The organism is Clostridia bacterium, from assembly GCA_016887505.1.
In the GTDB taxonomy this organism is placed as follows: domain Bacteria; phylum Bacillota; class TC1; order TC1; family UBA5767; genus UBA5767.
Window position 1 is genome coordinate 82,159 of sequence record CP069393.1, and the last position, 14,695, is coordinate 96,853.

General features: G+C 41.9%; 7 protein-coding genes. All 7 read left to right on the top strand.

What is annotated here, in order from left to right; all coding sequences use genetic code 11:
* The first annotated feature begins 162 nt into the window (after positions 1 to 162).
* The 7 genes from JR334_00380 (at position 163) to rsgA (ending at position 14,541) form a co-directional block, all read left to right on the top strand.
* Positions 163 to 9,030: an InlB B-repeat-containing protein gene (locus tag JR334_00380; protein QRN85737.1), complete on the top strand. Its 8,868-nt coding sequence runs from the start codon at positions 163 to 165 to the stop codon at positions 9,028 to 9,030.
* A gap of 57 nt (positions 9,031 to 9,087) precedes the next feature.
* Positions 9,088 to 10,092 (top strand): S8 family serine peptidase, encoded by a 1,005-nt coding sequence (locus JR334_00385; protein QRN85738.1) that lies wholly within the window; start codon positions 9,088 to 9,090, stop codon positions 10,090 to 10,092.
* A gap of 147 nt (positions 10,093 to 10,239) precedes the next feature.
* Positions 10,240 to 10,974: a MerR family transcriptional regulator gene (locus JR334_00390; protein ID QRN85739.1), complete on the top strand. Its 735-nt coding sequence runs from the start codon at positions 10,240 to 10,242 to the stop codon at positions 10,972 to 10,974.
* Positions 10,975 to 11,254: 280 nt separating this feature from the next.
* Positions 11,255 to 12,124, top strand: coding sequence for a sensor domain-containing diguanylate cyclase (locus JR334_00395; GenBank protein QRN85740.1), 870 nt, complete (start codon positions 11,255 to 11,257; stop codon positions 12,122 to 12,124).
* A 373-nt stretch (positions 12,125 to 12,497) separates the two neighbouring features.
* A complete protein-coding gene (locus JR334_00400; protein ID QRN85741.1) occupies positions 12,498 to 12,887 on the top strand; it encodes a DUF1801 domain-containing protein in 390 nt (129 codons plus the stop codon).
* A gap of 164 nt (positions 12,888 to 13,051) precedes the next feature.
* Positions 13,052 to 13,453, top strand: a complete 402-nt coding sequence (locus JR334_00405; protein ID QRN85742.1) for a VOC family protein — start codon at positions 13,052 to 13,054, stop codon at positions 13,451 to 13,453.
* Between the two features lie 14 nt (positions 13,454 to 13,467).
* Positions 13,468 to 14,541 (top strand): ribosome small subunit-dependent GTPase A, encoded by a 1,074-nt coding sequence (rsgA, locus tag JR334_00410; protein ID QRN85743.1) that lies wholly within the window; start codon positions 13,468 to 13,470, stop codon positions 14,539 to 14,541.
* Positions 14,542 to 14,695 lie beyond the last annotated feature (154 nt).

The window sequence follows — 14,695 nt, forward strand, 5'->3', positions numbered from 1 at the left end:
ATTTGCTATATTATGAAGTGGAAATCAATACTTTATCGTACCTTGATAAAGTGTGAAGCACTGGTAAGAAAAAGGATGTAAGTTCAAGGTGAAATTGTAAGCCTGCTGGAAGACGCTTGCATAACAACAATACTAAGGAGAATTTATTTGATGAGGGTTCTAATGAGAAGACGGCTAGTAAGTATGTTGCTCTGCGTTTGTATGGTGTTTAATTCAGGAGCTACGATAGCCTATGCTGCTGAGCAAAGCACCAATCCATATTTTAAAGATGTTTCCCCCGATGATTGGTTTTATGAATCCGTGATGGAATCATTTAATGAAAATATCTTTTCGGGTACCAGTATAGATACTTTTTCTCCTAAAGAGTCCATGACCCGTGCTATGTATGTGACGATTATGGGGCATATGGCTCAATTTGATGGCACCTATCCAATGTCCGACTCTTCATTTAGCGATCTTAAAGAAAATGCCTACTACGTACCGTATGTTATGTGGGCAGTAGACAAAGGGATAACAAAAGGGACTGGTAATAACCAGTTTAGCCCCAATAGCAAAATAACCCGGGAGCAGATGGCTACATTCACGGCGAATTATTTTGATGCCTATCAAATTCCCTATCCTGAAAGTACAGTAACAAACCTGCCAAAAGATGTAGATAATATTTCGCCTTGGGCAAAGGAAGCTGTCTTAAAACTCTGGGCAAGCGGACTTCTCAGTGGTGATGAAGATGGATACTTTAACCCGCAAAACAAGGCAACCCGTGCAGAAGGGGCGGCATTCTCTGTGCAAATCAAGGAGATGCTTACCCAAGCGTCTACTTCTGAACAAGATTCAAATGATGACAATTCACATCGTAATTATTGCAAGCTATCATTTAAGAGCAATGGTGGCAGTGCGGTAGATAGTTTTTCTCGTAAGGAGGGTGGCAAGTTATCCAATTTGCCGGTGCCCTACAAGGAAGGTTCTGTTTTTGGCGGTTGGTATTATGACAAACAACTTACCGAACTGGTTGCCAGCAATGATGTAGTACGTGAGAGTCTAACCCTATATGCAAGGTGGGGGGAGGCGGTTCCTCTTGCTGAGACGGAAACAAATCGTTTCGCCAGTGCAATGGATCAAGACGGAGATTTCACCATTACAATATTGGGTTTGCAGTCCATGTCAGCGGATGAAGTTGAACGTCTTATCACCCTTAAAAATTTCAACTCACAAGAAGATAAAAAATGGGCTAGCATCGAGAAAAAGGGTTCCAATTTTATCGTCTCCGGCCTCAACTACAGTGGTGAAAATGGAGCAGAAAAAGATGGCTTCGAAGAAGGAGCTAGCTACAAGTTAACACTGAATGATGAACAGCTTGCCTTCGATAATTTTCCCCAAGAAGCCAGGGAATTTAACTTCACCATCCAAAAAGACGATGTTTTCAATTTAACTTTAAACGAAAAAGTAAACTTTATAAAATTTGAAGACATCAGTAATATAAGAGAAAATGGGGCCAAGACTACTAGGATTAATTCAACACCTTTGAACGTTACGGAGAATGGTTCTACTGTCGGTGATCTCGTAGAAGGAACCTTTACCTTTTCGCAGGGCTCTTTGCTTGTAGGTGACACCATTGCTGTTTATGAAGGAATTCATCCTAATGAGCGTGTGCTAGATGATACACGTGAAGGGGCCAACGGGAACATTGCCTATATTGAAATCACTTCGATATCTGGGACTAGCTATGGGTATCAAACGGCTGATGTGGAAGATGTTTTGTTTACGCCGGACGTTCTTCCTGTTTCTGTCGATGCAGATACAGATGGAAATCCGAACAATGAATCCATCACTGTAGCAGAAACCACGATGGATTTTTCAGATGATCTATATGCTCCCATTGGGCTTGATTCTCAAACAAAAGTGGATGTGGGAGACTATATCTCCTTTTACGATGGCGATTTAAAGGCAACTACTACCGGGTCGAATGGGCCTAGGCAGGAAAGCTTTGGCCTAATTACAGCAGTATTAAATAGTGATGGGTCCTATGTTATTGTTTATGAAGCAGTCACATTAGAAGAAATGCTCGCAGCAATGGATATGTATAATACCGATCAAATTGACGGTGAAGATATGCTGGATGAGGTGGATGTGGAAGCCTTTGAAGCTAAGATTGAACAGCAGGCAGTAGAGAGTGGATTTGTAGATGATGCCGGTCAATATCTAGCGGCTATGGCATTAGAGACCAATGCCTTCACAGAAATCACGGAAGACTTTGAATTACGAAATTATGCAATTCTAAATCAAAATGGTGAACCACTCAGTCCGGAAGAGGTTCAACTTATGGCTGGCAGTGATATGAATGTAAAAGTAGAAGTGGATTCGCCAGAGGCTATTATCGACACGAATTTGCAGCATTTTGAAAACACTTCTGGTATACACCTTACTTTAAAGATAAAAGCGAAAATCACCATCGGTCCCAAAGTCCCAGAAGATGGCGACGCCCAAGTTGTGATTAACCTGACGGGTGAATTTGAAGAAGAATTTCATACGGCTATTAATATCGACGGTGGTGCACGTTGGGAATGGTGGTCTATTTTCCCATACATTGCTGAATATGAAGTGACCGCGAACATTGACCTTTATAATTATACGGGTCTTACATTTCATGCAAGCATCGTAACGAAGGAATATGCGGATAAAAAATGGACAGATGATGAGGAAATGAAGGACGTTGTCGATGAATTGAAAAAATTAGTCGATGAGGTTAAAGACGGTCTTGGTAGCGAAGAAGAAGAAGATGATCCCGCAAATGACCTAATTGAAAAATACAAGGCGATGATGGACACCGAGAGTGATTGGGTAAACCTTGTAGAGCAAGAGATGGTAAACATAAAACAAAACATCCCACCCATCATGATTATTCAAGTATCCATGTCGCTCACGTTTGTAATCCAAGCGAACATGAATATCTCCCTGGGTGCGGAATTCTGGTATAAGACAGCCAAGCGGTATTCCTACAATGTTGAGGTTTTTGCTGGAAATGTAACCAGTGATGTCTTAGATCTAGTTGAGGAACAATATGAGTTTACCTTCTACGTCATGGGCACCTTAGGCTTGCGGGCAGGCTTAAAGTTGGAAGCGAAGATAGCTCTTTTCGATGAAAAATTTGCTAGTGCCGGTTTTGGAGCAGAGGCCGGGGCCTACATCAAGATGTATGGCTACTTCTATTATCAACTGACCTATACTGCTTCTATGGGAAAGGAAAGCAAATATTCCGGTGCACTCTATTTTGAATTGGGCATCTATTTGGAAATCACCTTTGAAGCCCAAGCTTTTGCTGGAACCTTCTCCTACAATCCGACCCTCTATGAAAATGAATGGCCCTTATGGTCGGCGGGTATGCGAGAAAATATTCAAGACTTTGCGTATGAGCTAGGAGAGATGCCTGTACTTTCCATGAAAAAGTCGATTCGAACAACCTTTGTACCGGACGACGTTTTCGAGATGCTTTATCTTGATTTAAAGACCGGGGATAGCGGTACTAAGATTTACGATGATTCCGAGGCCTATTTTACCATTGAGATGACCAATGATAAGTTCAGCTATGACAGAAGCACAAATCAGCTCGTAATTACACCAAATGAAAAAGATATCACACTAGATAGTCAAATGGTAGTTAGTTGGATCAATCAACCTCTGGCATGGACCTCGAAGCCCATTCGTACGAGGATTAATTTGCATTGGGATAATCTGAATGATGGATATGCGATTGTATTCCAATCCAATGGTGGAAGCAGTATTCCAATTATGATTAAAAAATATGGAACCCCTATTGCTCCCCCGGCCGACCCCGTGAAAAAAGGTTATGTTTTTGAGGGCTGGTTCTCGGATGAAGCACTGACCCAAAGCTTTACCTTTCCTGAAAAAATGGCCAATGTTGACCTGGAACTGTATGCAAAATGGGCGCCTGCAAACGATACACCCTACCGGATTGAGCATTACGGTGAAGTCTTAGGTAGCAGCCAGTATGAGATGTTAGATACGGTAGAATCAACAGGCACCACCAACAGTACCGTTACTGCCGCTACCAAAAACTACCCAGGTTATAAAAGGCCTGAAAGCAAGCAATTAACCATTAAACCGGATGGTGAAAGTATTTTGCGCTATTACTATGATAGAGAAATATATACTGTGACCTATTCTTCCGGCGAGGCGCAGGGAGAAGATGTTGTCAGTGAACTGAAATACGGTGCAAACATTTCGGCTCCTACTGTAAATTCCAAGGGCTATGCCTTTGCAGGCTGGACACCTGCAATAACTGAAAATGCAACAATGCCAGCTACAGATATTCAGTATACAGCCCATTGGATACCGGCCGACGATACAGGGTATCGTGTGGAGTATTATGTGGAGCAGACAAACGGAAAGTTCGCGTTGCAAAGCCTAGATGATACCAAAACAGGTATAACCGGAAGCCAGGTAGATATTCAAACCATCTTTGACAATCGTTTTCTTGTAGAAGATGGTATTACATTTAAAGACGTAACAGTAGGTGGTGAAGTAACCAATACCCCGATTATTACAAAAGATGGGAAAATGATTATCAAGGTTAATTACCAGCGTGAAAGCCATGATGCTATTTTTAGTCCAGACAATGGAGAAGATAGTACAAAGATGGCTGTTAAGTATCAGGCAACCATAAAAGCACCAAGAGAAAATCCTACAAAAGAAGGGTATGTTTTTTCCGGTTGGGAGGGTTACCAGGTAAATGACACGATGGGCACCTCAGACCTTGCCTATACGGCGAGCTGGGAACCAGCGGAAGATACTGCTTACACGGTTACCCATATTAGAGAAGATTTAAGGAATCAGTATCCAACTAGTGGAGAATTAGTTGAGATTGAAAATAAGGTGGGTAGGACAGAAGCCCAAACAGAAGCCCAGGCTAAAGACTACGAGGGCTTTAGCGTCATTGGGGTTGAACAAGTTGAAATCTTGCCGAATGGTAGCGCAAAGGTAGAAATCAAGTATAGTCGTAATCGCTACACTGTGAACTGGATTGCTGAGGGAAATCTCCTTAAGACAGAGCAAGTGAAATATGGGGAGACGATTACTGCACCAGCAAGTAACCCGAAAAAACAAGGATACGTCTTTGAGTCTTGGAGTGGCTTAGGCCAAGACGCTAAGATGGGAAGTGATGAACTGACCTTCACTGCGACATGGAAACCGGCAACGGATACGCTATATACCGTAGAGCATATTCGTGAGGACTTAAGTGGTTCTTATACCATCCAGGAACTTGAGGAAAGGGAAGGCACAACGGCTACCCAAACGGCGGCTACTCCGAAATCCTATGAAGGATTCACAGCCGATACAAGCTACAAGCAAGTAGACATTGCCCCCGATGGTAGTAGTCTTGCAACCATTTTGTACAACCGAAACAGCTATGACATCACGTGGATTGCCAATGGTATTGACTATGAAACCACCGTGGGAGTTTTGTTCGGTGATGCAATTCATTTGCCAGCGACTATGCCGGACAACAAGACCGGCTATACCTTTGATGAGTGGAAGGACGTTCCGGCAAGCATGCCTGCACAAAATAGCATCTATGAGGCTATTTGGACAGCCAATCGGTATACGACGACCTTCAAGGTTAATGGTGGTCTACCACTAGAGGTAAACACCAAGGAAGTTGTCTACGATAGTAGATATGACCTACTTCCTACACCGAGTTATGCAGGCTATCAGTTTGTCAATTGGGTAGATGAAGATGGTGCTGTCGTTACGGCGGGCACAATAGTAAGAACAGCTTCAGACCATACTCTAACGGCAACGTGGGCAGCAGATACCGATATTGCCTATATGGTAGAGCACTACCAAGAGGATGCTGCTGGTGGTGAATACACGCTCCAAGAAACGACAAGGCTCTATGGCGAAACCGACACCGATACAGCCGCTGTTGCCAATAGCTACCTAGGCTTTACGGTAGAGGAGTTTGAACAAGAAAACATTGCTGGTGATGGTTCAACGATTGTCAGAATTGATTACAAGCGAAATGTCCATACGATTACCTGGACCATAGACGGCACAGAAAGCCATGAAAATTACCGCTATGGCGCGAGTATTCAAGCACCAAGCGCAACACGCACAGGATATTCCTTTGCTGGTTGGAATGCTACAGTCCTAAACACCATGCCGGACCATGATTTGAGCTATACGGCAACCTGGTCGCCAAGGCAGTATCGGGTTTCCTTTGATGGAAATGGTGGCAGTTCTCCCACGAACATACTGGTTACGTACGATAGTAGCTATGGTGGCATGAATACATCTACTCGAACTGGCTATATCTTTGATGGATGGTTTACGAAGGAAAGTGGTGGAAGCGAAGTTTCTGCTAGTACAACAGTAGACCTTGTTGCGAATCAGACCCTGTATGCTCATTGGATTGCAAAAGAGTATACCGTTGACTTTGATCTAAATACAGGCTCAGGGACAGCGCCTGGGGTAATCACGGTTACCTATGATGACACGTATGCAAACTTACCGGAAACCAGTGCTAGTAAGATAGGCTATACCTTCCGCGGTTGGTACACGGCTGGAAGCGGTGGTAGTGAAATTACAAGCTCAACCAAGGTAAAGACGCCAAGCAATCATACCCTGTATGCTAAATGGGAAGCAAATGCCTATGAAGTAGAATTTGATGCAAATGGTGGCAGTGGTGAAATGGATAATCAAGGCTACACCTACGATCAGTCTGGGTCCTTGCGTGCCAATACCCTTACTAGGACAGGATATCGCTTTCTTGGATGGAATACCCAGAAGGCCGGAAATGGCACAGCCTATACAAATGCCCAAAGTATTACCAATCTGGCAACAGAAGGTATTGTAACCCTTTATGCTCAGTGGAATGTAAATGAGTATACGGTAAGTTTTGACAGTAATGGTGGTTCTGGTCTTACATCGATTACGCAGAATTATGGGACGGCAATATCAGCCCCGACTGCTCCGACAAAGACGGGATATACTTTCAATGGGTGGCAGCTTGCTAACGAAGGCTATACTTTTAGCACCATGCCGGCAAAAAATATTACTTTGACTGCGATATGGAATGCAGTGGTTTATCCGATTTATTATCAGTTAAATGGTGGCATGAATCTTGTGGATAACCCATCAAGCTACGATATTGAAAGCGGTAGTATTGCTTTACAAGATGCAAAAGATAAAGCTGGATATACCTTTGAGGGTTGGTATGCAGAACCTGAGTTTAGCAATAAGGTGGAAGGCATTGCCATTGAACAAGGTGAAACAGGAACCAAGACCTTCTACGCCAACTGGACAGCCAATACCTATAGGGTTGTGTTAAATAAAAACACGGGAGATGGAACAGCAAACATACACCAACTTTTCACTTATGATGCGGCAGCAAAGGCCTTGACTGCAAATAGCTTCACCCAAGACGGATATACCTTTATTGGATGGAACACAAAATCTGATGGGACTGGCACAAGCTATATGGATGGTCAGATGGTTGAAAACCTTGCAGAAGGCGGTATGCTGAACCTGTATGCCAAGTGGCAGCTTGTGACCTATACCGTAAACTATCAACTTAATGGTGGCCTACAAGCACTGAATAATCCATTTAGCTACACCGTAGAAAGTAATGATATGATGCTAAATGACCCCAGTAGAGACAATGGCTACGGGTTTATGGGTTGGTATAAAGATCCGAGTTTCATAGGTAGTAGGGTAACAAGCATCACAAAAGGCAGTATAGGTGATACAACCTTGTATGCAAAATGGGGCTTTGCGGGTACCTTTACACTGACTAACAATGGAAACAACACTTTTACCATCACTCGAAAGGGCAATGGCAATACGAATGATGCTCAAAATGTGGGGCAGCAGACAGTTTATTTCCGCACCATCAATGGATCGGCAATCGGTGGTACCCATTTTGTTCACCAGGGTGGAAATGCATCGGCTGTGAACTTTGCGGATGGAGAAACAAGTAAAACAGTAACCATCACGGAATATGGTGTGGATAGGCCCTACGATGGTCAAATTGCAACAAGTTATTCCAACATTGATAGAACCTATCAGCTAGAAATTGTCAAAGTAATAGGTGGAGGACTGTTGGGTAGCACTTCCAAGGCAACAAGGACAATGTTGAAAAATAGTAGTTACCTTGTATCGAGTGATGTATATAACTTTACTTCTTTTGCAACGAATTCTACGGAACAAGAAATTAATGAACAGATCGATGGTAAATATACATCTACAAAGTACACGGGACTATCGGGGAATCCCCTTGCTGGCCGAAATGATTCAACTTCTGTGAAAAATTATTTTCAAGCTACAGCTAGTGCCATGAAGGTAAAACTTGATATTACAGGAGTAGATGATGGTCAAGCGATCACTCGACTTGTCTTTTTCAACAACCATACAAATGGTACTTCAACGGGAAAAGATGATGATTCGCTTAGCGCATTACCGACTGGTACAAAGGCGGCCTTTGTGTATGGAGTGGATGAAAAAAATGAAACGACATATATGGCAAGTTTGCCTGGCTCAAATACAATAATCGTTACGGTTAGCGGCGTGGAGTTGGATTTCCCCTTGCAAGCAAGCAAGTATGCATCCGGACAAAATAGCACGGACTATATCCTCTATTCAATGGGTGAAACCTGCGGCATTTCTGCTGGGGCATATTGCTCAGGATGGTTGAAACATTCTTGGTACTACAAGGGCGGAACCTTATATTCAGCGCCTTATGATATTAAAGAACCAAGCAAGATTGGCATTGCTTCTATGGCAACAGGCGACTATAAAGCAGGAGAAACGGTAACCATTGCTGTCATCTTTGATGAAATTGTTGCCAATCGAAATGGCGCGAATCTCAGTGGTTCAAATCTTACTGGTTTGACGTATGTGGGAGGCGTTGGTTCCAACGTTCTATACTTTAGTGGAACTGTCACAAAAGACTGCAATCAAGATACAATCTTAACGGGAATTAATGTAAGTGGAACCGTTCTAGATATGGTAAACTAAAGTCTAAAAGGCCCCTGCCAATGTTGGCAGGGGTAATTTTGAATAGGGGGTGATGCATTGCGTTCAATTATAATAGCATTAATAGCTTCCCTGTTTCTGACCCCAGCTGCCTATGGGATAGAAACAGATAGCAGTGTTAGAATAGCAATTATTGATACTGGCCTTTCTACTGAGGCACTGGGAAGCACACAAATCCTTCAAGGAAAAAACTATATCCTAGAAGATCAAGACACGGAGGATAGAATGAATCATGGTACAGAGATAGGCAGTCTTATTCTAGGAAAGCCTGATCGTGAACTTGTTGGCGCTTATCCCGAAGCCATCTTAGTCCCCCTAGTCTATTACAGTATGGCGGACGAATCTTTGGTAAAAGGTGATGCCACCATGATTGCCCAGTGTATCTATGATGCATTGGATGTCTACTCCTGTCGTGTTATCAATGTAAGTGCTGGCACCTTGGCAGATTCAAAGGAATTGAAAGAGGCTTGTGCATATGCAGAACAAAAAGGTGCTGTCATTGTATCTGCCGTAGGCAACGACAATCAGGTTGCCCCCCAAAATCTATACTATCCTGCTGCGTACGATACGGTGATTGGTGTCGGGGCCCTAGATACAAGTGGAGAAGTAGCCAAATTTTCTCAAAGAAATAGTTCCGTTTCTTTGCTAGCAAGTGGAGAAGACTTGTGGGTTGCTAGGGCTTCTGGAAGAATGACGCATGTGGACGGAACTTCCTATGCCTGTGCCTTTGTAAGTGCAGCTGCAGCAAGGCTTCTGTCAGAGAACCCAGCCTTAAGGCCAGATGATGTACGTAGTATTCTCTCTAAATCAGCAGAAGATTTGGGTGATGTTGGGTATGACATAGACCATGGTTATGGCGCCTTAAATACTGGGAAGGCACTGGAATTGGCAAAAGACTCGAAGGGCTTATCGAAGGCCCCAGATGTGGTTGAAGGTAGCGAAAGTTGGTATTCAAGTATGGTGAATTTAGTTCAAAAGCTGGTTTCTTTTTGGGATGGCAGGAAGGATACTCTATTGAACATGAAAGGGCTTACAGGTAGTTGATAAGGCTAGCAATCTTCTAGCTATTTTACAACTAGTATTCTTGAAAAGACAGAAATAAGCAGGCTACGAGTATTAAAGTATAAAAAGAATTGACTCTAACGTTAGGTTATAGTTTATAGTGAACTTAGCACGAGGGGAGATGAAACTATGAAAACAGTAAAGGAAGTTAGCAAGCTTACAGGTGTGAGTATACGCACCCTGCACTATTATGACAAAATTGGACTTCTTCAACCAACCGCTAGGACGGAGTCCGGATATAGGCTGTATGATGATATGACCTTGGAAAAGCTACAGCATATTTTACTGTTTCGGGAGCTTGAATTTCCGTTAAAAGAAATTCAAGTAATTTTGGATAGTCCAAATTTTGACAGGAATAAGGCCTTGAAACAACAGATTGACCTGTTAACTAAGAAAAAGGAACATTTGGAAAACTTGATTGAATACGCTCGTGAAATAAAAAGGATGGGAGTGAAAACTATGAATTTTTCGGTGTTTGATAAAAAAGAGATGGAAGAATATGCGGCGCAAGCAAAAGCAACCTGGGGAGATACTCAGGCCTATAAAGAATTCGAAAAGAAGAATGAAGGTAGGAGTAGCGAGCTAGCGAATGACATCAATCAAAATCTTATGAAATTGTTTGTTCAGTTTGGTCAAATGCGCAATGAAAAGCCTGAATCTGATCTTGCGCAAGCGCAAGCAAAGAAACTGCAGGAATATATAACAGAATATTTTTACAACTGTAGGCCAGAGATATTTAGTGGATTGGCGGACATGTATGCAAGTGGTTCTGAGATGACTGAGAACATAGATAAAGTAGGTGGTGCTGGAACGGCAGAATTTGCTGCACGAGCCATCAAGATTTATTGCCAAAATAAACTATAATGAATTGCCCTTGAGGAAGCATCTATTGAAAGATAGGTGCTTTTTTATGTTTCCAAAACAAGAGGGCTATTCCAGTGTTTGCAAGCTGCGAGACGGCACGAATATTAATGGCTGCTTCTCTTCCTTATGTGCGTGAAAGCTTGCACAAAACAAAAAAGAAGGACTGTGTTAAAATAGAAGAATGACATCAATAGCAGGGCACACCTGATCTAGCAAAAAATAAATCTGCACTACAAACCAAAATAGGCGAAAGAAATAATGAATTAAGGAGATCATAGTTATGATGGATTTAGAGCAGTACCGACTCATTATTGATTCTTCTCCAAACATGATATGGAGAGCGAATCTTAGTACCGAATGTGATTATTTTAATCAGACATGGCTCAATTTCACTGGTCGTACAATGGAAGAAGAGTATGGGTTTGGATGGGCTGCCGGTGTGCACCCAGATGATTATGATAGGTGTGTAAAAATCTATCTAGATAATTTCAAACGACAACAAAAATTTGAAATGGAGTATCGACTTAAAAGATATGATGGTCAATACAGATGGATTAATGACCGTGGGGTTCCTTTCTATGATAAGGACAAGAAGTTTATCGGCTTTATCGGGAGCTGTATGGATGTTACGGAAAAAGTTGAAGGACAGCTTCTCAAGGAAATGGCCCAAAAAGATGGCTTGAGCCAAACCTATAACCGGCAATATTCCCATCAATTGCTAGCGGAGATTTTTAACGAAGCACGGGAAAAAGGGGTACCACTTAGTATTCTGATGATGGATATTGATGGATTTAAAATCATCAATGATACTTATGGCCATAGTGCTGGCGATGTAGTTCTAACAAAAGTGGCAGCCATAATGAAAGGTGAAATGCGCGCTCTAGATATCCTTGGACGATACGGGGGAGATGAATTTTTAGTCGGGTTGGTTCATACTAATTTTGAAGAGGCACTTGCGGTTGCTGAACGCATCAGGATTGCCATCGAAAGGGCTGAGATACTCGTTTCTAATGACACCCCGATTAAGGTTAGCGTAAGCATTGGCGTGAGATGCCTTCAGGATGAATTGACGTTAGATGAACTCATCAACAATGCTGATAAAAAATTATATGAGGCAAAATCAGAGGGTAAGAATACAGTCAAGGGCTAGGGCAGACCTGCTTCCTAATATAAAAATGGTTACTATCTAGGATTGCTAGTTGGACCTTTCAGTATAGCTGTATCAAGGCTAGATATGTAGCCTATAAATAGGCAAGTATACAATAGGGAAGGGGCCTAGATCCCTTCCCTATTACTTAGTCTAACAGCGAAACCTTCATAAACTGCATGGGCTTCGAATCAAGTATATCCTAGATGCTGTATCAGTTGTTCTTCTTTTTAGCCGAACAATTAGGGTAAAGATGGATGAATCGCTAGGTGCAGGGAAATTTGAATTGTTAAGGCCTATCAATTGCTATTGAAAGAGAGCCGGTATATATTTTAATTAGAAGAAAGTTGTACAATCACGCTAGGAGGAGGTCTGCATGAGTGATAATTCTCAGTTTCAGTCGGTAGATGACTATATGAAAGAACAGCCTGAAAAATGCAGAAAAGCCCTTCAAGATATTCGATCCTATATTTTGGAAGTGGTTCCAGATGCTCAGGAATTAATCAATTATAATATTCCTGCATTTGCTCTTGTGAAGGGTGGAAAAAGAGAACAGCAGGTTATGATTGCAGGATATAAACATCATGTGGGTTTGTATCCTCATCCTACAACCATGGTGCATTTCTTGGATGAATTAAAAGAATATAAAACAGGAAAAGGTTCGGTTCAATTTCCAATCAATGAGGCTTTGCCAAAAGATTTAATTATGAAAATGGTGAAGTACAGGAAAGATATATTAGATGAATCAAGGGCCTATGAGTATTGATATCGTTTGCGCTTAAAACAGCTTATTTCTATGTCCTAGATAGGCCCTAGGTCTAATAAGTAAGTGCAGGAACTGCCGTGCTAGCATGGGTGTTGGATTTTGAGGTAACGCTTAGGCATACAAAAAAATATATTTTGTTTCAAAAAATTTGTGGGAGGCTGAAAATGAGACTAGATGGGTTCGGGTTATTTGTTAAAGATATGCCGCAGATGATTGGTTTTTACAGGGATGTATTGGGGTTTGAAATCAAAGAGAACGAAGATACAGCCAATGTATATTTGATCAAAGATGATACCTTATTTTTACTCTATGGTAGAAATGATTTTGAAAAGATGACGAGCAGAAAATATGAGTATATAAAAGGCATCAATGGTCATTTTGAAATAGCCTTATATGTGGATACTTTTGAAGAAGTAGATGAAGAATACGCAAAAGCCATCAGCAAGGGTGCTAATTCGGTTTTAGAACCCACAACAGAGCCGTGGGGGCAAAGAACTTGCTATATTTCTGATCCGGAAGGAAATCTAATAGAAATTGGTTCTTTCAACAAACCATTTACGAGATAAACAGGGGGTACACATTGAATCAATTGGAAAAATATGGTCTCACCGACCGTTTCAAAAATGAAGCAACATTATACCCAGATCTATCTCTTGCTCGCATCGTTGCTCAATATAGAGGACTCTATAAAATTGTAACCAAGACGGATGAACTCCAGGCTGAAATTTCAGGCAAACTGCGCTTTGAAACTAGCGAGCTTGCAAAATTTCCTACGGTAGGAGATTTTGTAATGGTTTCAGCAGAACACCTAGGTGGGAATGCCATCATTCATCATGTGCTAACAAGGAAAAGTCTATTCATGCGTACTGCCGTGGGTGTTCATGGGCAAGCCCAACTGGTGGCTTCAAATATTGACACGGTTTTCATTTGTATGTCCCTTAACAATAACTTTAATCTCAGCCGATTGGAACGCTATCTTAGTGTGGCGTGGGATAGTGGGGCTATTCCTGTAATCCTATTAACCAAATCCGATTTATGCGACGACCTACAAAAATCAGTCACAGAAGTAGAACGAGCATCCTCATATACGGATGTAATACCCCTTTCGGTATTTGATGATGATCTGGCTGAAAAGTTGGGAAAGTATTTGAAAGCGGAAACAACGGTTGCCTTCATTGGTTCATCTGGGGTTGGAAAATCCACCTTGATTAATAAGCTATTGGGAGATGAAATTCTGGCAACAGCAGATATTGGAAAAGCAGATAAGGGCAGGCACACCACAACCGGCAGAGAAATGTTTGTTTCTCCTTTTGGCGGCGTGCTCATCGACACTCCTGGCATGCGGGAGCTTGGTGCAGAAAGTGTCGATTTAGCGAAGACCTTTGATGATATTGAAGAGCTTGCGAGGAACTGCCGCTTCCGGGATTGTACACATACGGGAGAACCAGGTTGTGCAATTATCAAGGCTCTTGCAGACGGTAGCCTGGAGAAAAGACGATTTGATAGCTATCGAAAGTTGAAAACGGAAGCTGGCTATGAGGGGCTAAATGCCAAGGAAGTAGAAGTGAAAAAGTTGGAACGCATGTTTAAAGAGGTTGGTGGAATGAAAAATATGCGGAAAATTGTTAAAGAAAAACGAAAACGAAAAGAGTAAGAGAATTTCTTTGACTAGAATACTCTTTAGGGATTGGGAATTAACAAATTCTATTTGTAAAAAAAACTGGAATAGTATATACCAAGCATTTATGCCCAGCTTCCTACCAGATATTTGAATACGAGAAATAAGGAATATATACATTGGGTATTAG